Source organism: Micromonospora sp. NPDC049240 (assembly GCF_040647835.1).
Lineage (GTDB): Bacteria > Actinomycetota > Actinomycetes > Mycobacteriales > Micromonosporaceae > Micromonospora.
Genome location: NZ_JBEZCX010000006.1, coordinates 38,755 through 57,295 on the forward strand (window position 1 = coordinate 38,755; position 18,541 = coordinate 57,295).

At 74.2% G+C, this 18,541-nt stretch carries 17 protein-coding genes and 1 pseudogene; 4 read left to right on the top strand and 14 right to left on the bottom strand.

Annotated elements, in window-relative coordinates; all coding sequences use genetic code 11:
* Positions 1-8 precede the first annotated feature (8 nt).
* The gene (locus AB0B02_RS10710) at positions 9-974 is read right to left on the bottom strand and encodes a PaaX family transcriptional regulator C-terminal domain-containing protein (protein ID WP_281942242.1); all 966 of its coding nucleotides are present in this window, start codon (positions 972-974) and stop codon (positions 9-11) included.
* 187 nt (positions 975-1,161) lie between these two features.
* Here AB0B02_RS10710 and AB0B02_RS10715 point away from each other — a divergent pair, with 187 nt between their 5' ends.
* Positions 1,162-2,517 (top strand): PHB depolymerase family esterase, encoded by a 1,356-nt coding sequence (locus AB0B02_RS10715; protein WP_357299185.1) that lies wholly within the window; start codon positions 1,162-1,164, stop codon positions 2,515-2,517.
* 101 nt (positions 2,518-2,618) lie between these two features.
* On the opposite strand, the gene AB0B02_RS10720 is transcribed toward AB0B02_RS10715, so the two are convergent.
* On the bottom strand, positions 2,619-3,596 hold the full coding sequence (locus AB0B02_RS10720; protein ID WP_357299187.1) for an aldo/keto reductase: 978 nt from the start codon (positions 3,594-3,596) through the stop codon (positions 2,619-2,621).
* A gap of 80 nt (positions 3,597-3,676) precedes the next feature.
* Here AB0B02_RS10720 and AB0B02_RS10725 point away from each other — a divergent pair, with 80 nt between their 5' ends.
* Positions 3,677-4,819, top strand: a complete 1,143-nt coding sequence (locus AB0B02_RS10725) for a histidine kinase (RefSeq protein ID WP_357299189.1) — start codon at positions 3,677-3,679, stop codon at positions 4,817-4,819.
* Positions 4,816-5,472: a response regulator transcription factor gene (locus AB0B02_RS10730; protein WP_281942251.1), complete on the top strand. Its 657-nt coding sequence runs from the start codon at positions 4,816-4,818 to the stop codon at positions 5,470-5,472. Before AB0B02_RS10725 ends, AB0B02_RS10730 begins: the two co-directional genes overlap by 4 nt.
* Before the next feature lie 5 nt (positions 5,473-5,477).
* On the opposite strand, the gene AB0B02_RS10735 is transcribed toward AB0B02_RS10730, so the two are convergent.
* A complete protein-coding gene (locus tag AB0B02_RS10735; RefSeq protein ID WP_357299193.1) occupies positions 5,478-5,792 on the bottom strand; it encodes a hypothetical protein in 315 nt (104 codons plus the stop codon).
* A 176-nt stretch (positions 5,793-5,968) separates the two neighbouring features.
* Here AB0B02_RS10735 and AB0B02_RS10740 point away from each other — a divergent pair.
* Positions 5,969-6,136, top strand: a pseudogene (locus AB0B02_RS10740) (DUF397 domain-containing protein); the annotation flags it as partial.
* Between the two features lie 186 nt (positions 6,137-6,322).
* Here AB0B02_RS10740 and AB0B02_RS10745 read toward each other — a convergent pair.
* From AB0B02_RS10745 to AB0B02_RS10795, 11 genes are all read right to left on the bottom strand, one after another.
* Complete coding sequence (locus AB0B02_RS10745; protein ID WP_357299196.1) at positions 6,323-7,339, bottom strand: ABC transporter permease subunit; 1,017 nt, start codon at positions 7,337-7,339, stop codon at positions 6,323-6,325.
* Positions 7,336-8,214 (bottom strand): ABC transporter ATP-binding protein, encoded by an 879-nt coding sequence (locus AB0B02_RS10750; RefSeq protein ID WP_357299200.1) that lies wholly within the window; start codon positions 8,212-8,214, stop codon positions 7,336-7,338. The genes AB0B02_RS10745 and AB0B02_RS10750 overlap by 4 nt, the downstream gene beginning before the upstream one ends.
* Before the next feature lie 127 nt (positions 8,215-8,341).
* On the bottom strand, positions 8,342-9,793 hold the full coding sequence (locus AB0B02_RS10755) for a glycoside hydrolase family 19 protein (protein ID WP_281942258.1): 1,452 nt from the start codon (positions 9,791-9,793) through the stop codon (positions 8,342-8,344).
* 6 nt (positions 9,794-9,799) lie between these two features.
* Positions 9,800-11,542, bottom strand: coding sequence for a TraM recognition domain-containing protein (locus AB0B02_RS10760; protein ID WP_357299204.1), 1,743 nt, complete (start codon positions 11,540-11,542; stop codon positions 9,800-9,802).
* Positions 11,539-13,302 (bottom strand): ATP/GTP-binding protein, encoded by a 1,764-nt coding sequence (locus tag AB0B02_RS10765; RefSeq protein WP_281942260.1) that lies wholly within the window; start codon positions 13,300-13,302, stop codon positions 11,539-11,541. Before AB0B02_RS10765 ends, AB0B02_RS10760 begins: the two co-directional genes overlap by 4 nt.
* Positions 13,299-14,798 carry an SCO6880 family protein gene (locus AB0B02_RS10770; protein ID WP_357299208.1) on the bottom strand — a complete coding sequence of 500 codons (1,500 nt, stop codon included), beginning with the start codon at positions 14,796-14,798 and terminating at the stop codon, positions 13,299-13,301. The genes AB0B02_RS10765 and AB0B02_RS10770 overlap by 4 nt, the downstream gene beginning before the upstream one ends.
* A 20-nt stretch (positions 14,799-14,818) precedes the next feature.
* On the bottom strand, positions 14,819-16,120 hold the full coding sequence (locus tag AB0B02_RS10775; RefSeq protein WP_357299211.1) for a hypothetical protein: 1,302 nt from the start codon (positions 16,118-16,120) through the stop codon (positions 14,819-14,821).
* On the bottom strand, positions 16,113-16,859 hold the full coding sequence (locus AB0B02_RS10780) for a hypothetical protein (protein ID WP_281942265.1): 747 nt from the start codon (positions 16,857-16,859) through the stop codon (positions 16,113-16,115). The genes AB0B02_RS10775 and AB0B02_RS10780 overlap by 8 nt, the downstream gene beginning before the upstream one ends.
* Before the next feature lie 2 nt (positions 16,860-16,861).
* Positions 16,862-17,227, bottom strand: a complete 366-nt coding sequence (locus AB0B02_RS10785; RefSeq protein ID WP_107155160.1) for a hypothetical protein — start codon at positions 17,225-17,227, stop codon at positions 16,862-16,864.
* A gap of 61 nt (positions 17,228-17,288) precedes the next feature.
* Positions 17,289-17,978: a hypothetical protein gene (locus tag AB0B02_RS10790; RefSeq protein ID WP_357299217.1), complete on the bottom strand. Its 690-nt coding sequence runs from the start codon at positions 17,976-17,978 to the stop codon at positions 17,289-17,291.
* Entirely contained in the window at positions 17,975-18,478 is a 504-nt protein-coding gene (locus tag AB0B02_RS10795) for a hypothetical protein (protein ID WP_281942271.1), read from the bottom strand. Before AB0B02_RS10795 ends, AB0B02_RS10790 begins: the two co-directional genes overlap by 4 nt.
* Positions 18,479-18,541: the final 63 nt, after the last annotated feature.

Below are 18,541 nucleotides of genomic sequence, written 5' to 3' on the forward strand. Positions count from 1 at the left end.
GTCGTTCGTCAGCCCGGCGCGCCGCAGCCGTCCGCGCGCACCCCGGCGAGCATGTCGGCGGTGGTGTGCGCCCGGACGTCCGGCGGCGCGCCGCCGGTGTGTCGCGCCACCACGGCTCGGACGTGGCGCTCGGCGGGGTCGGCCAGGCCGTCGTAGACGGCCGCGAACAGGTCCCGGGCCGCCTGCCGCGGCCAGCCGGCCGGCAGGAGTTCCAGCGGCAGGTGCGGGTCGAGCGTCGGGAACCGCCGGTAGGTGTCCATCACCTCGGTGCGCGCCCGCACCGCCGCCGCGCCGTCGACCGAGCCGGTCCGCGACGCCAGCGGCGTCCACCGGCGTAGAAACTCCTGGTACTGCCGGCGGATCGCGGCGACGTCCCAGGCCTCGATGGGCGCCCGCCCGCCGGCCGCCTCCAGCACCGCGTGTCGGCCCCGGAAGACCGTGACGGCGCCGAGGGTGAGCTGGGCCAGCCGCGCCCGGGCCGGCGGCGTCAGCTCGTTCGGCGAGATCCACAACCCGTCGTACAGGGGTGCGTAGCCGAGCCAGCGGAGCTGACCGCGCAGCGCCCGACGCTGCGCGCTGTGCTCCTGCGGCAGCGAGAACGCGACGATCGTCCAGCATCCGTCCCACGGCGTCGCGGCCGTGGTGGAGGTGAGGATCCAGTTCCCCCCGGCGGAGAGGTCGGCGGCCACGGTGGGGCTGAGCCGGTAGGAGCTGTTGCGGCCGTGCCGGCTGCGTTCCAGCACACCCCGGCGGGCCAGCCGGCTGATCGCGGTGCGGGCGCCGGCGCTGGTCACCCCGGCCTCCGCGAGCAGCGCCACGATCGCGGCGGAGGGAAGCGCCGCCCGGGTACGCAGGGTGTAGTCCGCCAGGAGCGTCACCGCGACGCCCTGCGGCGCCGGGCCGGACTGTCGCCGGGGCAGGCGCACCGACGGCTCGTCCGGATAGATCTCCTCGATGTCGAACGCGCTGGCCACGGACGCTCCGGACTCGGCTCGGGGACGGGACCTCGACTGTAGACGGATCATCCCCGAGCCATACACATCGTGATACGTCGATTGACACTTCCGGGACCGGCGGGAACACTATCTGCTACCCGACACGGAGCCGGGCAGGGCGCACCACCGACGACCTCAACCTGCACAGGTGATCGAAGGAGTCTCCGTGAGAATCAGAGCGAAAATGCTGCTCGCGCTGGCCGCGACGCTGGCCGCGGCCGGCCTGGTCATCCCCGCCACGCAGCCCGCGTACGCGGCGTCGCTGACCGAGGTGACCAGCTTCGGCGACAACCCGGGGCGGATGCGCATGCACGTCTACGTGCCGGACAACCGGCCGACCCGACCGGCGACCGTGGTGGCCATGCACGGCTGCGGCGGCTCCGGCCCCGGCTTCTATTCCGGCAGCGAGTTCGCCTCACTGGCCGACCGCTACGGGTACATCGTGATCTATCCGACCGCGACCCAACAGGCCGGCTTCGGCAACTGCTTCGACACCTGGTCCGACGCCGCCAAGCGCCGCGGCGGCGGCAGCGACCCGGTGTCGATCATCTCGATGATCCGCTGGGTCCAGCAGCAGTACGGCGCCGACCCGGGCCGGGTCTACGCCACCGGCAGCTCGTCCGGCGGCATGATGACCAACCACATGCTGGCGCTCTACCCCGACGTGTTCTCCGCGGGCGCCGCGTTCATGGGCGTGCCGTTCAACTGCTTCGCCAACGCGGCCGACTATCCGCCGCAGAGCAGCCAGTGCACCGGCGGCAGCATGAACCGGACGCCGCAGCAGTGGGGCGACGCGGTCCGTCAGGCCTACCCCGGCTACGCGGGTCCCCGCCCCCGGGTGCAGTTGTGGCACGGCACCGCCGACACACTCGTGCCGTACTCGCTGCTCCAGGAAACCATCGAGCAGTGGACCAACGTGTTCGGGCTCAGCCAGACGCCCACCTCCACCGACACGCCGCAGACCAACTGGAACCGGCGCCGCTACGCCGACTCCAGCGGCACGGTGCAGGTCGAGGCGTACAGCGTCCAGGGCGCCGGGCACAGCCTGCCGGCCAGTGGGATGGCCGCGGCCGCGATCGCGTTCTTCGGCCTGACCGGCACGCCGAGCCCGACGACCTCGCCCAGCCCCACCACCTCGCCCACGACGTCGCCCAGCCCCACCACGTCGCCGACCCCGGGTCCGACCACGCCCCCGCCGGGCTCCGGCGCGTGCCGGATCAGCGTCGAGGTCAACGCCTGGAACTCCGGGCTGACCGAGAACATCACCATCACCAACACCGGGGCCGGTGCGGTCAACGGTTGGTCACTGGTGTTCACGCTGCCAGGCGGCCAGACCATCACCTCGGGCTGGAACGCCTCCTACTCCCCCGCCGCCGGCCAGGTGACGGCCCGTAACGTCGCCTACAACGCCGCCATCCCGGCCAACGGGTCGACCACCATCGGCTTCCAGGCCAACCACAGCGGCAACACCGCCAAGCCCGGTTCCTTCACCCTCAACGGCACGCCCTGCACGCTCACCTGACCGGGGGTCGCCCCCGGGTCGCGCGCTGTTTCCCGGAAAGTGTGGCCATTCGAGCCCGAGTGGCCACACTTTCCGGGAAAGCGGCGGGGGCGCGGGGTGGATCAGGGCAGTGCGGCGCCGCGCGCGACGATCCAGAGGTCGTACCACTCCTCGCGAGTCAGGCCCGGGTCACGGCGGGCGGCGTCCCGGCAGGCCCGGATGCGGTCGGGGCGGGCGGTGCCGATCACCGGCGCCACCCGCGCCGGGTGCCGCTGGATCCACCACAGCACGATCGCCTCCGGCGTGGTGCCCTTCGCGTCGGCCAGCGCGGCGACCCGCTCGGTGGCCTCCCGGTCTGCCGGCGTCCGGGCGGCGCCGGTGAAACGCCCGCGGGCCAGCGCGCCCCACGCCTGGAGGCCGATCCGGTGCGCCCGGCAGTGCTCCAGGGTGCCGAGCGGAAAGCCGGTCCCGGTGGACTCCGCGGTGTTCACCAGCACGCCGGCCTCGACCCAGTCGCGCCGACCCAGACTGATCTCCAACTGGTTGGCGACGAGCGGCACGTCGAGGGACGCCTGGAGGTGGGCGATCTGCGGGGCCGCCATGTTCGACACACCGAACTGCCGCACCAGGCCCTGCCGGTACAGCGAGGCCAACGCGCCGGCCACCTCGTCCGGGTCGGCCAGCGGGTCCGGCCGGTGCAGCAGCAGGACGTCGATCACGTCGGTCCGCAGCCGCGCCAGGCTCCGCTCGACGCTGCGCTCGATGTGCGCGGCGCGCAGGTCGTACCGGCCCGGTCCCTCGTCGCCGGGCAGGCGGATACCGCACTTCGTCTGGATCAGCACCCGACGGCGCAGCTCCGGCGCGCGGGCCAGCACCTCGCCGAAGACCGCCTCCGACTTGCCGTTGCGGTAGATGTCCGCGTGGTCGAACGCGGTGACGCCGATCTCCAGGGCGGCCTCGACCGCCGCCTCGGCCGCCGCGATCTCCGGCGCGCCGTACGGCTCGGCGTCCCACCCGCCGCCCAGCCCCATGCAGCCGTAGATCAGTCGGTGGCTACGGATGTCGGCATCCGCCTTGGGTACATGCTGGTCATCGGCCATGAGACGTGGATAGCACAGCACCGACAGTGACCGTACTTTTGACCGGTCCGCCCACCCGGGAAGTTTCCTAGCCTGGTGCCATGACCGAGACGCACCGATCGGCCGGCCCCCTGCTCGATCTCGGCCTCGCCGTGGCGTTCGCCCTCGGCCTGGCGTGCACCGCCATCATGCTGGCGAACAGCTGGGGTGTCGGCTACGCCGTACCCGACGGGTTGGTCGGTGTGCTCGTCTGCGGCCTGGCCCTGCTGCGGCGCCGCGACCGGGTCCGGACGGCGGTGGCCGGGCTCGGCGTGGCGGCCGTGGCGGTCCTGGTCTCCTTCGTCGCGGAGCTGCCGCAGGAGCCCGGCCCGATCACCGGGCTGGCGCTGGCCGTGCTGGTCGGCGCCGTGATCCGGGCCTGTCCCGCGCGGACGGCCGCCGCCGTCGGCGGCGCGGGCCTGCTGGTGATCGCCGGCAGCCTGCTCACGTCGCTGGACCACCAGCGCGGCCTCACTGCGGTCACGGTGCTCGACACGCTGTGCTGGCTGGCCGCCGTCGCGGTCGGCCTCGCGTTGCGCCGCGCCGACGACCGCGCCCGGGCCAGAACCGAGAGGGTACGCCGGGACGAGCGGCTGGAGCTGGCCCGGGAGCTGCACGACGTGGTCACCCACCACGTCACCGGGATCGTCGTGCAGGCCCAGGCCGCGCAGGTGGTCGGCGCGAAGCAGCCGGAGAAGCTGCCGGCGATGCTGTCCGGGATCGAGCTGTCCGGCGCGGACGCGCTGGCCGCCATGCGCCGGGTGGTCGGGCTGCTGCGGGACGCCGACGACGCGGCGCCGGCCGCGCCGGGGCCGGAGCAGCTCGCCGATCTGGTGGCCCGGTTCCACCGGCACGGCCCGCCGGTGCGGCTGGAGCTGCCCCCGGGTGGCGGCGGCTGGCCGCCGGAGGTGACCACCACGGTCCACCGGATCGTGCAGGAGGCGCTGACCAACGTGTCCCGGCACGCCCCGCACGCCGGGTCGGTCACCGTCACCGTCGACCAGGGCCCGGACGCGGTGTCGGTGGCGGTGGTGGACGACGCGCCGCCCGCGCCGGGCCGGGTCGGCCACCGCACCGGGTACGGCCTGGTCGGGATGCGCGAGCGCGTCCACACGCTCGGTGGCACGCTGCACGCGGGCCCCGACGACGGCCGGGGCTGGTCGGTCCGGGCCACCCTTCCGCTGCCGAGCCGGACGCCGCGATGAGCATCCGGGTGCTGGTCGCCGACGACCAGGCGATGATCCGGGGCGGGCTGCGGCTCATCCTGGAGGACCAGCCGGACATCACCGTGGTGGGCGAGGCGTCCGACGGCGTCGAGGCGGTCGCCGAGGCCCGCCGGCTACGCCCGGACGTCTGCCTGGTCGACATCCGGATGCCCCGCCTCGACGGGATCGAGGTGACCCGGGCGCTGGCCGGCCCGGGGACGCCGAGCCCGCTGCGGGTCATCGTGGTGACCACGTTCGATCTGGACGAGTACGTCTACGGCGCGCTGCGCAACGGCGCGGTCGGTTTCCTGCTCAAGGACGCCGGGCCGGCGCTGCTGGTCGAGGCGGTCCGGGCCGCGCACAACGGCGACGCGCTGGTGTCCCCGTCGGTGACGCTGCGGTTGCTCAAGCACGTCGCGGCGGCGGCCCGGCCGGCGTCCGGCCGGGCGCTGCCCCGGCTCTCCGCGCGGGAGGTCGAGGTGGTCCGGGCGATCGCACGCGGGCGGACCAACCGGGAGATCGCGGCCGAGCTGTTCATCTCGTTGAGCACCGTGAAGAGCCACCTCTCCGGCATCCAGACCAAGCTGGGCGCCCGCAACCGGGTGGAGATCGCGGCCTGGGCCTGGGATAACCGGGTGGTCGAGAGCGCCTGACCGGCTCATGCCGGCGGCTCGACGACCGGCCGGCGGAACGGGCTCCAGCCGAGGAAGCGCTGGTACATCTGCTGCGGGCTCGGACCGTCGTGCGGGTTGAGGTGGTAGAAGTCGCGCATCGCCTCGTAGAGCAGCCCGGCCAGGTAGATGGTCATCGCGGCGAGGTTGCGGTCGTACTCGGCCTTGAGCGCGAGCCGGGCGTGCGGGCAGGGCCACGGCTCACCGTCGGCCCGGCACGCCCACGTCGGGCGCACCGGCGTGCGCGGTACGGCTGTGCCGTAGCCACGCGGGCGGTCGGGCTCCGGGCCGCGGCCGGGCATCGGGTGGATGGCTGGGCAGCCGTGGGCGGGTCCGCCGCGGCGACTGGGCGGAGGTTGGGGAGACGATCGGGAGCGCGACCAACTACGCGCCGATCCGGCGAGTGCGACCGCATCGTGACGAGCCGACTCGGGCGGCAGGCGATCCTGACCGGACCGCGACCGCCGCAGCGTGCGCAACGAAGCGCTATGGAACTGACCACCCCTGCGTGGAGGTCGCCGACAACCTGCCGGGCGTCGTGCTGGTCCGCGACACCAAGGACCGCGACGGCGGCACCCTGCATGTCGCCGCCGCGTCCTGGCAGTCGTTCGTGGATTTGGCCAAGCGGCTCGGTCCCACCGCCTGACCCAGCGTAGAACCGTTTGACACCCGCTACAGGCTACGAACTTGATGGCGTCAACGAGTCACCCGCAACACGCGCGACGAACACGGACGCCCGACGATCGCCGGGCCCACCCGCCTGACCCATCCTCGCCATCAAGTCTGTAGCGTGCCGGGACCACTTGTCCCCACCGGACTTCGACCAGACGCGTCAGCTCGGACGGCGCTGGACCCGCCGGAACGCGACCGCCGCCAGCAGGCCGGCGAGCAGCAGGTAGCAGCCCGACTCCAGCCACTGAACCGACCAGTACCGGCCGACCGGCTGGTAGGCGACGTCCACGTGCAGGTCGTGGTCGGCCAGGCAGGTAGCGGTGTCGCCGAACGGCCCCTCCGCCGCGCCGGTCCTCGGCGGGTCGGTGAAACACCTGTCGAAGATCGCCCGGTCCAGCGCCGTGCCATCGCGGGTACGCAGCTCGCTGACGTCGGTGATCCAGGCGTCCGGCAGGGTCAGCCCCTTCACCACCGGCGCCCCGGTGATGCCGCCCAGGCCGCGCGCCTGGTTGATGGCCGACGCGGTCATCGGCAGCGTGACGTGTCGCGCCGGCAGCAGGTGTGGCCGGACCAGGTTCGGCACCAGGAACTGGACGACCACGAAGACCAGCGCGGTCACCGCCATGGCCGGCACGGTGCGGCGCACCACCAGCCCGATCAGGACCCCGAGGACGACAGCGAACACCGCGTACGCCACCGGGGCGAGGTTGCGGGCGCCGAACAGGACGGTGCTGAAACGGTTGTCCGCGACCCGGTCGACCGGGCTCATCGCCCAGGTCACCAGTGCGGCGGCGACACCGGTCACGGCCATGGCGGCCAGCCCGACCACGGTCAGCTTGACCGCGAGCCAGCGGCGGCGGGTCACGCTCTGGTTCCAGACCAGTCGTTGGGTGCCGGCCTCCAACTCCCGCGCCACCAGCGGCGCGCCCCAGAACATGCCGAGCAGGCCGGGCACCGGCGCGAGCAGCGCCGCCAGATAGAGCGAGGTGTTCTCGTAGTCGACCGCGAGCTGGGCCAGCCGGGGGCAGTCGGACCGGCCGGCGCACTGGGCCCGGTAGGCGTGCTCGGCGTCCCGGACGTCCAGGCCGAGATGCACGACGTACGCGGTGAACAGCGCCAGCGCGACCACGCCGACCAGGGCCGGCACGCGGAACTGCCGCCAGGTGAGCCAGCTCATCGGTTCCCCTCCCCCGCCGCCCGGGTCAGATAGCTCAGCACCAGCTCCTCCAGCCCGACCGGCGCCACGCGCCACGGCCCGCACGGCGGCGGGCCGTCGACCCGCACGACGGCGTCGATGTGCGCTCCGGTGTGCCGTGTCGCGACCGCCTCCACACCGGCCGGCAGCCGGTCCCGCTCATCGCGCGGGCCGACCAACCGGTGGTGCCGGGTCAGCAGGTCGGCCACGTCGCCGGCGACCTGCACCCGGGACCCACCCAGGACGACGAGGTGGTCGCAGGCCCGGGCCACGTCGCCGAGCAGATGGGAGGAGAGGATGGCGGTGGCGCCCAGTTCGGCGACCACCTCCATCAGGTCGCGCAGGAAACCGTCGCGGGCCAGCGGGTCCAGCGCAGCGGCCGGCTCGTCGAGGATCAGCAGATCGGGACGCCTGGCAACGGCGACGGTGAGCGCCAACTGCGCCCGCTGGCCACCGGAGAGCCGGCCCGCCCGCTGACCCGGGTCGAGTCCCACCAGGGCGATCCGCCGCGCCGCCAGCGCCGGATCCCAGGACGGGTTCAGCTTCGCGCCCATCCGCAGATGGTCGGCGACCGAGAGGGCGGCGTACACCGGGGTGTCCTGGGCGACGAAACCGACCCGGGCCAGGTGCGCGGCGTTCGCCGCGGGCGGCGAGCCGAGCACCCGCAACGTGCCCGCGGTCGGCGTGGTCAACCCGCAGGTGAGATTCAGCAGCGTGGACTTGCCGGCGCCGTTCGGGCCGACCAGCCCGACCACCCGGCCCCGGGGAACGTCGAGGTCGCAGTCGAGGAGCGCGGGCCGACGACCGTACCGTTTCGTCAAACCCCGGGCGTGGACGGCGAGTTCGGAAAGTGACATGGCCCGATCCTGCGGATCGGGGCCGTCGCCGGCATCGGTCCGCAGGAGGGCCGACCGCCCCGGCCGTCGTCCTTTCGGCCGGTTTCCGGGCCGGGGTGGCGGGCCCGCCGCCCGGCCGACCCGCCGGTCAGCACGACAGTGTCCCCTCGTCGCCCGGGTCGACGCCCAGCACCTCGGTGAACCGGCGGTACGCGTCGACCCGGTCCCGCACCTGCCCGGGGTTGCCGCCGCCGCACTCCAGCGCCCCGTTGATGCTGCGGACCGTCCCGCCGAACCCGGCGCCGCCGGTGATCGCCGCGTGCGGCGTGGTGGTGCCCGCGCCGGACTGGGTCATCCAGAACCAGAGCGCGGTCCGCCACGCCACCGCCGGGTCGGTGGCGACCAGGTCCGGGTTGCCGAGCAGGTCGACCCCGAGCGCGTCGCCGGCCGCCTGGTAGTTGTAGTTCCAGCTCAGTTGCAGCGGCCCGCGCCCGTGGTAGGCGGTCCGGCCGGCCGGGCACCCGTAGGGCCGGCCGCCGTCGCAGTAGGTGCCCCACGCCGCCCGGTCGATCTCGTCGACGTGGACGAGGCCCTCGGTCTCGTGGTCGACGTTGGCCAGGAACGCGGCCAGTTCCCGCTTGCGGGTCCGCTCGTCGCCGGTGGTGGCGAACGCGGGGAACGTCGCCATCGCGTCGGTCAGCCCGGCGTACGTGTAGAAGGCGTTGCGGCCGGGGAACATCGCGTCGAACGTCGACCCGGTCACCAGCGTGCCGTCGCCCTCCGGCACCACCCGCTTGTTCACACCGGCCCTCGGGGGCGCCGACGGGGTCAGGGACACCGACGGGGTCGGCGAGGCGGTGGACGTGTCCGTCCCGCCGACCGTGTAGCCGGCGAACAGGCCGCGCACCCGGAACGGGTAGCTGTCCAGCAGGATGACCGGCATGCCGCCCTGGGCCTCGACCGCCGCCGTGCCCTGGTCCCAGGCCATCAGCGTCAGCGTGAGATGGTCACCGACCACCTTCTTGTCGTCGAGCATCCGCTGGGTCTCCTCGGCCAGGTGGCAGAACCAGCGGGCGTGGGCGTGGATGGAGTCCTCCGGGTCCAGCGCCGACGCCTCGCCGCTGTCGTCGTCGTCCTCGCCGTACTGCGCGAAGACCTCGGGCGTCAACTGGGACAGGCCCTTGCGGCCCTCCTGGCCCTCCTTGTCCGCGTCGAAGTCCGACGCGTACTCGATCTGGGCGGCGAGGATCACGGGGGTGAGCAGGTCGCACTCCCGGGCCGCCGCCTCGATCGGCGCGACCAGGTCGGCGTCGGGCACACCCGAGGAGTCGAACCGGCCGCGACCGTCGCCACCGGCCAACTCGGTGAGGACGCTGCCCCCGGCGCCGGGGCCGAGCGTGCTCTCCGGATCCGGCGAGTACGAGGTCAGCTGCGACCCGCTGAGCAGGATGATGATCACCAGAACGATCAGGGCCAGCGCCGCCATCGCCGCCAACGGGAACATGCCGACCATCGAGAGGAGCAGCCAGGTGAGCTGGGTGGTGCCCAACCGGCCCGTCGCCGTCTGCTGCGCCGCCCGCGCCGCCGCCAACTTCGACACCGGCCGTCACCCGGCCCGCTGGTGCCAGGCCGCCGACGCCCGCTCGGTGACCGCCCGCGCCTCGGCCTTCGCCGCCGCCGCGATCGGCGCCGCGTCCGGCTCCTTGTACCAGGGTCGCAACCGGATCACCGCCGGCCGCACGCCGGTCGCCAGCAGCAGCGCGGTGCCCTTCGGCAATGCCCGGATCCGGTCCGCCGGCAGCACCTGCTCCTGCCGGTACGACACCGACCGGCTGCCGCCGTCGCGGGACCGGGAGTAGGTCGGGGTACGCACGTCGTGCTGGCCGACCAGGCGGGCGACCTTGTCCACGAAGTCGGCGTCGTCCAGCCCGGCGCCCAGCAGCTTGACCGTGGCGGCGCTCCACAACGCGTCCATCCCCGCCTCGCCCCAGACCCGCACCCCCTGCCGGTAGCTCTGCAACAGCGTCACCACGCTGACGCCGCGGGAGCCGAGATGGCTGTAGAGGTCGGGCAGGTCGGCGATGCGGCACACGTTCGCCGCCTCGTCCAGCACGGCGGTCATCGGCGGGTCCAACCGGCCGCCCATCCGTTCGGCGGCCACCACGCCGGCGCGGACCACGGCGTCCGCCAGCCCGGCGATCACCCCGGCGGCGGACCCGCCGCCGTCCTTGGACAGCAGGTAGAGCGTGTCCCGGCCGAGCACGTGCTCCGCCGGGACGAACTCCGGGCGGTCCGGGTCCGGGCTGACCCAGGCCAGGATCTCCGGGTCGAGCAGGCAGGCCACGCACTGTCGGGCCGTCTCGTAGATGCCGTCGCGGGTCTCCACCGCCCCGCGTACGGTGCCCTGGAGCTGGTCGGCCATGGCGTTCAGCCCGGCGTCGCGGAGCAGGTCGATGGGACTACGGTCGGCCGGGTCGGCGAGCCAGGCCAGCATCTCGACGACCGGCACGCCGCCGCGCGCGGCGGCCAGGAAGAGCGCGGTCAGCGTGTTCTGCGCCGCGGCGGTCCAGAAGTCCCGCTTCGACGCGTCGTCGTTGACCGAGCTGACGAAGTGACCGGCGAGCCGCCGCGCGCCCTCCGGGTTGTGGCAGCCGCCGAGCATGTCCCACCACATCGCCCGCTCGGTGTACGCGATGCCCTGCGGGTCGAACGTCCACACCCGGCCGATCCGGGCCCGCTCCTGCCGGGTGACCAGGTAGACGTCCGACTTGTTGGACGTGAGCAGCACCGCGCCGGGCGCGCGCAGCACCCGTGGGATGGCGATCCCGGTGGACTTCCCGGAACGCGGTGCCATCAGGTCGAGTTCCACGTCCTCGTAGGAGGACCGCAGCTCGGGGCCCGACGGCAGCAGGTCGCCGAGCAGGTTGCCGGTGTCGTCGGGGCGCAGTCGGGGCACGTCCCGCAGCGACGGGCGCAGTTCGCGGGCCCGCGCCGCGGCCGCCCTGCCCGTCATGGTCCGCAGGTCGGCCGCACCGGCGAGGTTCGCCGGCCGGCCCAGCCGGCGGACCACGGCGCGGGTGGCCGCGACCACCGGAACGGCGGCGAACGGGGCCAGCCCGGCCGCGCCGCCGTACACCAGGGCCGACGGCACGCCCGGCCACACCGCCCCGGCGTCGCCGCCGAGCAGGCTCAGGTAGACGTCGAGGCGGAACGGCGGCGGGCGCCAGCCGTAGCCGCCCACCGCCGCGGCGAGCGTGCCACCGAGCCAGAGCAGGGCGAAGGCGGTGAGGTTGATCAACGCGAGCACGGGGACCAGCCAGGCCAGGTGGTCCCCGCCGCCGCGCTTCACCGGTGCTCCAGGTCGGGCCGGGAGCCGGCCGTGACGGCCCGCACCACCGCGTCCCGCTCGGCGCGCATCCGGTCCGCGTCGCCGTTGGCGATCCACCGCGTGTTCGTGTCGTGCAGGTGCCGCTCGGCGTCGGTGATCGCGACCCGGATCGGGATGCCGGGCCGCCCACCGACCTTGATCAGGAAGCGGCCCCGGCCGGGCGGTTCCTCGTTGCCGCCGTCCTGGGCCCAGCCGGCCGGCGAGGACCAGGACGAGACCAGCTCGATCTCGCGCCGGGACAGCCCGACCACGCGGGCCAACTCCTCCATCTCCGCCCTCGGCAGTCCGGCGCAGGCGACCATGCCGGCCCGCTCGACGAACCCGCGCGCCTTGGCCTTGTCCGCCTCGCTGCCCAACGCCTCGGCGTCCTTCAACGTGTGGGTGATCTTCGCGTCGGCCAGGCCGAGCGAGCGGTTCAGCCGGGTGAGCGCGTCGATCCGGTCCACGATGCCGGAGGCCGCCCGCAGCGGGCGCCACAGCTCGTCCAGGACGGTGAAGAACCAGCGCCGGGGCGCCAGGCCCGCGTCGGCGAGGGCGTGCGACGCGGACACCGTGCCCAGGCCGTCCGACCAGGCGGCGAGCATCGCGGCGGCGGTCAACTGCCCGTCCGCCTCGCCGATGCGGGAGATGTCGATGCAGACCGCGGTGGCGTCCGGGTCGATCCGGGTGGCCGTCTCCGACGCGAACGTGTCGCCCAGCGGACCGTCCACGATGCCGAGCAGCGACCGGTGCAGCGGGTCCACCGCGTCCCGGTACCGGGACTCCTGTCCCCGGTCCAGCGTGACCTGCCGGACCTGCGGCGGCCCGGTCTCCAGCACCGCGAGCAGGTCCGGCAGCCGGTACGTCCGGCCCGGCGCGGTGCGCTCGCGCAGGTGCCGCAGGCAGGCCGAGAGCACCGACTGCTCGTGGTCGCTGATCGGCGCGCCCCGCACGATGGTCAGCAGGGCGGCCACCATGTTCAGCACCCGGCCGTGGGACTCGGCGGACAGCGCCTCGCCGGCCTGCCCGCCGATCCGCGCCGCCGCCGCGCCCATCGCGCCCGGGTCGAGCACGTTGAGCCCGCCGACGCCCCGGGCGATGGAGATGACCTGCCCACCGAGCGCGCGGACGGTGTCCGCGTAGTCGGGCTTGAGGTCGCCGAGCACCAGCGGGACGACGCCCTGCCCGGCCAGGCCGATCAGCATCCGGTTGATCAGCGTCGACTTGCCGAGACCCGGCATGCCGAGCATGAACAGCGACGGGTTGGAGATGTACCGCGCCCGGGTGAACCAGTTGAGCGGGTCCCCGCAGACCGTGGCGCCGGTGCTGATGTGCTGCCCGAGCGGTACGCCGGTCATCGGCGCGCCCGAGCCGGAGGCGAACGGCCAGAGCCCGCACGCCTGCACCGTGGTGGCCCGCCACATGGCCGGCGGGTCCAGCGTGGCCACCCGGCCGCCACCCAGTTCGGGCGAACCCCGGTGCGGCACCGCGTCGACGCGGTCCATCCGGGCCAGCCGCTGCCGGTACCGGTGCTCGGCCGCCTCCTCCGCGGCCCGCCGCCGGCGCGCCCGCCGCAGCGCCCGCGGAGTCTGCTCGCCGCTCTCGTCGGGCTCCCGGTCCTGCGCCTCCACGGGCGGCACCACCAGGCCGGACATCGCGGTGTCCGGACCGGACGTCCCCCGTGGCCAACCCGCGCCGAGGTCCAGCACCCGCGCGCCGTCCGCGCCCACCCCGGCCGTCACAGCGCCTCCTGAAGGTCCTGCGGGACGATCGACTGCTCCCAGGGCAGGATGCCGACCGGAAGCGCGCAGGTGAACGCCGCGGCCTGCAACCGGTCCGCCGGTCGCATCGCGATCCGGGTCGCGCCGAGCAGGTTCCGCATGGTCACGTTCGCGTCGCGCACCTCGGCGATCGAGTCGACGGTCAACGTCACCAGCATCGAGAACTCCACCAGGCCGGCGCCCGACGCCTCCTCCGCCGCGGTCTGCTCGGCCGCCTGGATCTCCGCGACCGCCCGGGCGCGGACCAGGCCCTTGGTCGAGTTCGCCATGAACTGGGCGGACCGGCGGTCGGACTCGACGATCCGGGCGGAGGTCGCCGGGTCGATCGGGCGGTAGACCAGGGCCACCCGCTTGCGGCGGATACCGGCGGCCGGGTCGAGCAGGCTGCGCAGGATCCCGGAGCGCACCACGCCGCGCGGCGCCATGGTCAGCAGCCAGCTCCGGGACACCCCGGAGTCGTGCTGGTACGCGGTCACCGTCTCGACCGTGGCGGCCGGCCCGGCGTCGTCCCACTCCAGGCCGGTGCCGCCGTGCTGGGCGCGTACGTCGAGCACCTCGGCCGCGGCGGCCGGGTCGTACGCGACGCGGACGACCTCGGCGATCCGTTCCGCCGACAGCGGCTCCGCCGAGCCCCCGCCGGCGGCCACCAGCCCGTTGAGCACCCCCTGCAACCGCAGCGCCAGGTCGGCGAGCATGGTGTCGTCGTCGCGCCGGCCACCGCCCGGCGCCGAGTAGGTGAGCGTCAGGTAGGTGTTCATCTCCGAGGACGCGTCCGGGTAGGAGCGCACCACCTCCTCCATCACCGCCCGGGCGGCGGGCGGCGCGTTCGGGGAGAGCCGGCCCAGCACCTCGGTGGCGAGCCGGGTGCCCGGGTCGGGGGCGGTCTCCACCACCACCGACGCGCCGCGCAGCCCCGGCTCGTGCGCCAGCCGGGACAGCCACTCCCCCCACAGCGCCACCCACGTGTCGACCTGGTCCGGGTCGACGAGCGACCCGCCGTCCGGCTCGCAGCTGAGCACGATCGTGTACTGGTGCCGGTTGCGGTGGTGCAGCACGCCGAACGGCCGGTCGTACGGGTCGCGTCCCTCCAGCATGGTCACCCGGCTCAGCAGCCCGGGCGGGCGGAACCGGCCACCGGGCCGGGTGGACAGCGGTCCGGAGACGTAGAGGTGCTGCCGCTTGGACCGGCGGCGCATCCACCCGACCCGGACGCCGGCCATCTGGAAGACGTTGCGGCCGTCCTGGGTGCGGATCGCCAACGGCGCCAGCACCAGCGCGAACGGGAGTCCCACCACCAGGGCCGCGTCCAGCGAGATCATGGACGCGATCAGGACCACCACGAGACCGCCGAAGAGGCCGAAGGTCCCGATCAGGCCCAGCGAGCCCAGGCCGGCCTTGCGGGGACGGCGCCAGTTGCCGTACGTGGGTGTCTTGATCTGTTCGGTTGCCGTGCTCATGCTCGTCCTCCTGGGCCGGCCTACTGTCGGTCGGAATGCGGCAGCGCTCCCCCGGCGATGCCGGCGGCGTGCCGGTGGGTGCCGGCGAGGGCGCCGGCGCTCTTCTGTGCGGTCCAGGCGGCGGCGCCGACCGCGCCGCCGACGACCCGCCCGGCCGCCGACACGACGCCGCGTCCGCCGCCTCCGGACGAACCGCCGCCGGACGGCGCCGCGTTCTCGGGCGCCGGGGTGCCGCCGCCGGACGCCGACCCGCCACCGCTGCCGGCGGACCCGCCACCGGACGTCGCGGCCCCGCCGGCCCTGGACGCCCCGCCGGCCTTCGACGCCCCGCCGGACCCCGACCCGCCGCCGCCCCGGGCCGCGCCGGAGGGTGAGCCGCCACCGCCGCCGCCCGGCCCCCGGGCCGCGCCGCCGCCGTGCCCGCCACCGGCGATCCGCCGGGCCCCGCTCGCCACGGCGCCCGCCGCCGCCGCGCCGGCACTGACGCCGGCACCCACGCCGTCGCCCGAACCCAGCGCCGCCATGGCCGGTACGACCAGCCGCATCAGCGCGGGCAGCGCGACGGCGGCCATCAGCAGGATGGCGGCTCCGGCCAGCTTGTAGTGCTTGGCGTCGCCGTCCACCGAGCCGATCATGGCGGCCCCGGAGTACATGATCAGACCGACCACCGGTTTGAACGCCAGCCAGGCCACCATCCAGGCGATGTGCTTACGCCACCACCCGCCGCCCGACTCGGTCATCGACGCGGCGGCGGCCAGCGGCAGCGTGCCGGTGAGCAGCACCATCGCGCCGAGCCGCAGATACATCAGGATCACGTGGATGCAGCCGGCGACCAGCAGCAGCAACCCGATGATGATCAGCAGGAACGCGGTCAGCCCGTCGGTCCCGCAGTTGGCGATCAGCTTGAGCTGCGCCTTGATGCCCTGGTCGTACAGGTGGTCGCTGTAGCGGTCGGCCTCCGTGGCGAGCAGGTTGAGCACGGTCCAGGCGGCGCCCACCGTGAGCACCATCCGGACCAGGCCCAGCAGTGCCGTCCAGAGCGCCTGCCCCCGGCGCAGCAACGCCATCCGGAACGCCGCGGCCAGCAACGACGCCACCGCGATGGACACCACGAGCCAGTTGGTCTGCAGATGGATCTGGTTGTTGATCGTCTCGTCGCCGAGCGTCGGCACGTCGCCGAGGTTGGCGAACAACTCCACCGCCGCGCCCAGGATGGCGCCCGCGATGTCACTGAGGATGCCGTCGATCCCGCGCTCGAAGAAGCCGACGACCTGCCCGATCTCCCCGATGTAGACGGCGTCGCCGGTCGCGCACTCAGCCATCGCCGACCCCCCGCCACAGCACGAAGCCGGTCAGCGACACGACCGCGGTGACCGGCCCGTACAGGCCGCCGGAGGTCAACGGGCGCAGCCGCCAGTCGACGTCGTTCCAGTCCGCCGTGTAGTCGACCGAGAAGTACCGTGCGGTCGCCTGCCGGACCAGCACCCGGACCACCGCCGTGCGGGGCGTGTAGCGCACCACCAGGAACCCGGCGAGTCGGTTGGTGGTCTGCGGCGGGCCGCCCTCCTCCAGCGACTCGCGCATGGCGTCGAAGTAGTCCCGCCCGAGCCCGGGCACGAGCTGCTGCCGGCTGACCGTCCGCCAGTCCGGACCGCTCATCTGGCGGGAGATCGTGTGCACCGCCAGCACCGCGCCCATCGGGGTGTGCGCGAAGCACCAGCGCAGCGGCCCGGTGGTGCGCAGCGGTCCGGCCGAGGCGGAGAACGGCGTCTGCGCCCCGTTGACCGGCCGCCAGGTGACGTCGTCCGGCGCCGCGACCGGGATCTGCTGCGCGGTGTCCACGGTGCGGCAGCCCTGCGGTCGCGACCCGTCCGGCCCGAGGCCGCCGATCACCGGCCCGGTCGCGGGCGCGGCCCGGGTGGGGTCGTCCCCGCCGCCGTAGACCGCCGCGCCGACGCCGGCGCAGAGGGCCAGCACGACGAAGGCCGCCGACACCTGCCACCGGCGTTGCCGCCAGAACGGCCCGCCCTCCACCGGCTCGGACGCGTGTCGTGAGCGCACGGTCAGTTCCCCTCGCCCTGGCCGCCGGTGCCGAAGACCCAGCTCACGATCGGGCCCGCGGTGGCGACCAGGATGCAGCCGCCCAGCACCATGCCCAGCCGGCTCATGTGCTCCGAGCTCTCGCCCCGCTTGTGCGAGATGGCCATCACCGCGCCGGTGATCAGCACGCCGAGGACGCCGGCGGCGGTGCCCGCCCAAGCGACCAGGCCGAGCGCCTGCTCGACCTTCGTGGCGAGCTGCCCGGGCACCGAGTTGCCGCCGGTGGACGGCTGCGGCACCCCGCCGCCGGACGACTCGGGGTCGGGCGCGAGGCGGAACCCGACCGGGATCCGCACCAGCCCGCTGTAGTAGATGTCGGAGAGGGCCATGGGTGCTCCTTCGATGTCAGGGGGGTCGGTCAGCCGGCCGGTGGCCGGTCGGGTCGGGTGGTCACTGGCTGAACCCGAGCGCTTCGACGATCGGTCCGGCGGTGGTCGCGAGCAGGCACGCCGCCATCACGAACGCGATCTGCTTGGTGTACTCGGTCCGCTCCTCCAGCGCGCCGCGCCGCAACTGCGACGCCAACGTCATGCCGGTCAGCAGCAGGCCGACCACGGCGGCGGCGCTCACACACCACGCCATCAGCGTGAGCAGCTGCACGACCGGCGCTTCGGCGTCGTCGACGTCCACCTCGTACGGCGCGATCGACGGCGTGGTGAAGCTCTTCTTGTTGATCGCGTTCTCGCACTTGAACTTGCCCGCGTACAGGGCGCCCTTGAGCGTGCACGAGTGGGATCCGGTGATCTCCACGTTGTCCTTGGTCCGCGAGTGGCCGCTCAGGTCCACGAGCATCTCGACGTCCATCCAGACCGTGTCCCCGTCGGTGTACTCGGCGGTCAGGTCGAACGAGCCGTCGGTCGAGCCCTTCTTGCCCGAGCAGACCCGGTCGCCGTGCCCGGCCGGGTAGGTGTTCACCGTGGTGGTGGTCTTCAGGCAGATCTTGTAGAGGAACGCGGCGTCGCCGCCGTCGACGGTCACCGTGTAGCTGCCCGCGGCCACCGCCGCCGTCGGCGGGGCGAGGGCGAGCAGCGCCAGGACCAGGGCGACCAGGACCGGCCCGGACCGGACCGGCCGGATCACCGCGTCCCCCGTCCCGGCCGGGCCTCCGCCAGTGCGGCCAGCCGGGCCAGTTGTCGGGGCGGCTGCTTCGGCTCCACCCCCACCCGGTACGACGGGATCCACGGCACCCGGTGCACCGGGGCGATCGCGCGCAGCAGCCGGATCCGGCCGAGCAGCGGCGCCGGCAGCCGGCCCGGGGCGTCGGCGATCAGCACCACCCCCACCAGCCACATCCCGGCCGGGTGTCGGCCCTCCCGCATCGCGTTCAACGCGCGGGAGACCGCCCGCAGACCGTCCAGGCTGGTCCGGCCGACCACCGCGACCCGGGCCGGTTCGCCGATCGCCGGGTCCGGCCACCGGCACCCGACGTCGGTGCCGCCGAGCAGCCGGGTGAGGGTGCTGGCGCCGGCGCCGCCGTGCGCGCCGATCCAGCCGATGCCCTGGTCGGAGAGGACGTCGCGGTGTCGGGCCGGACGCTCGTCGCGCTCGGCTGGTCGCCGCAGCATCACCGGCTGGCTCATCGTCCGTCTCGCCTCCCTCGTTGCTCGCGTCGCGTCTGCCGGCCGCACTACGACGCGACCGCC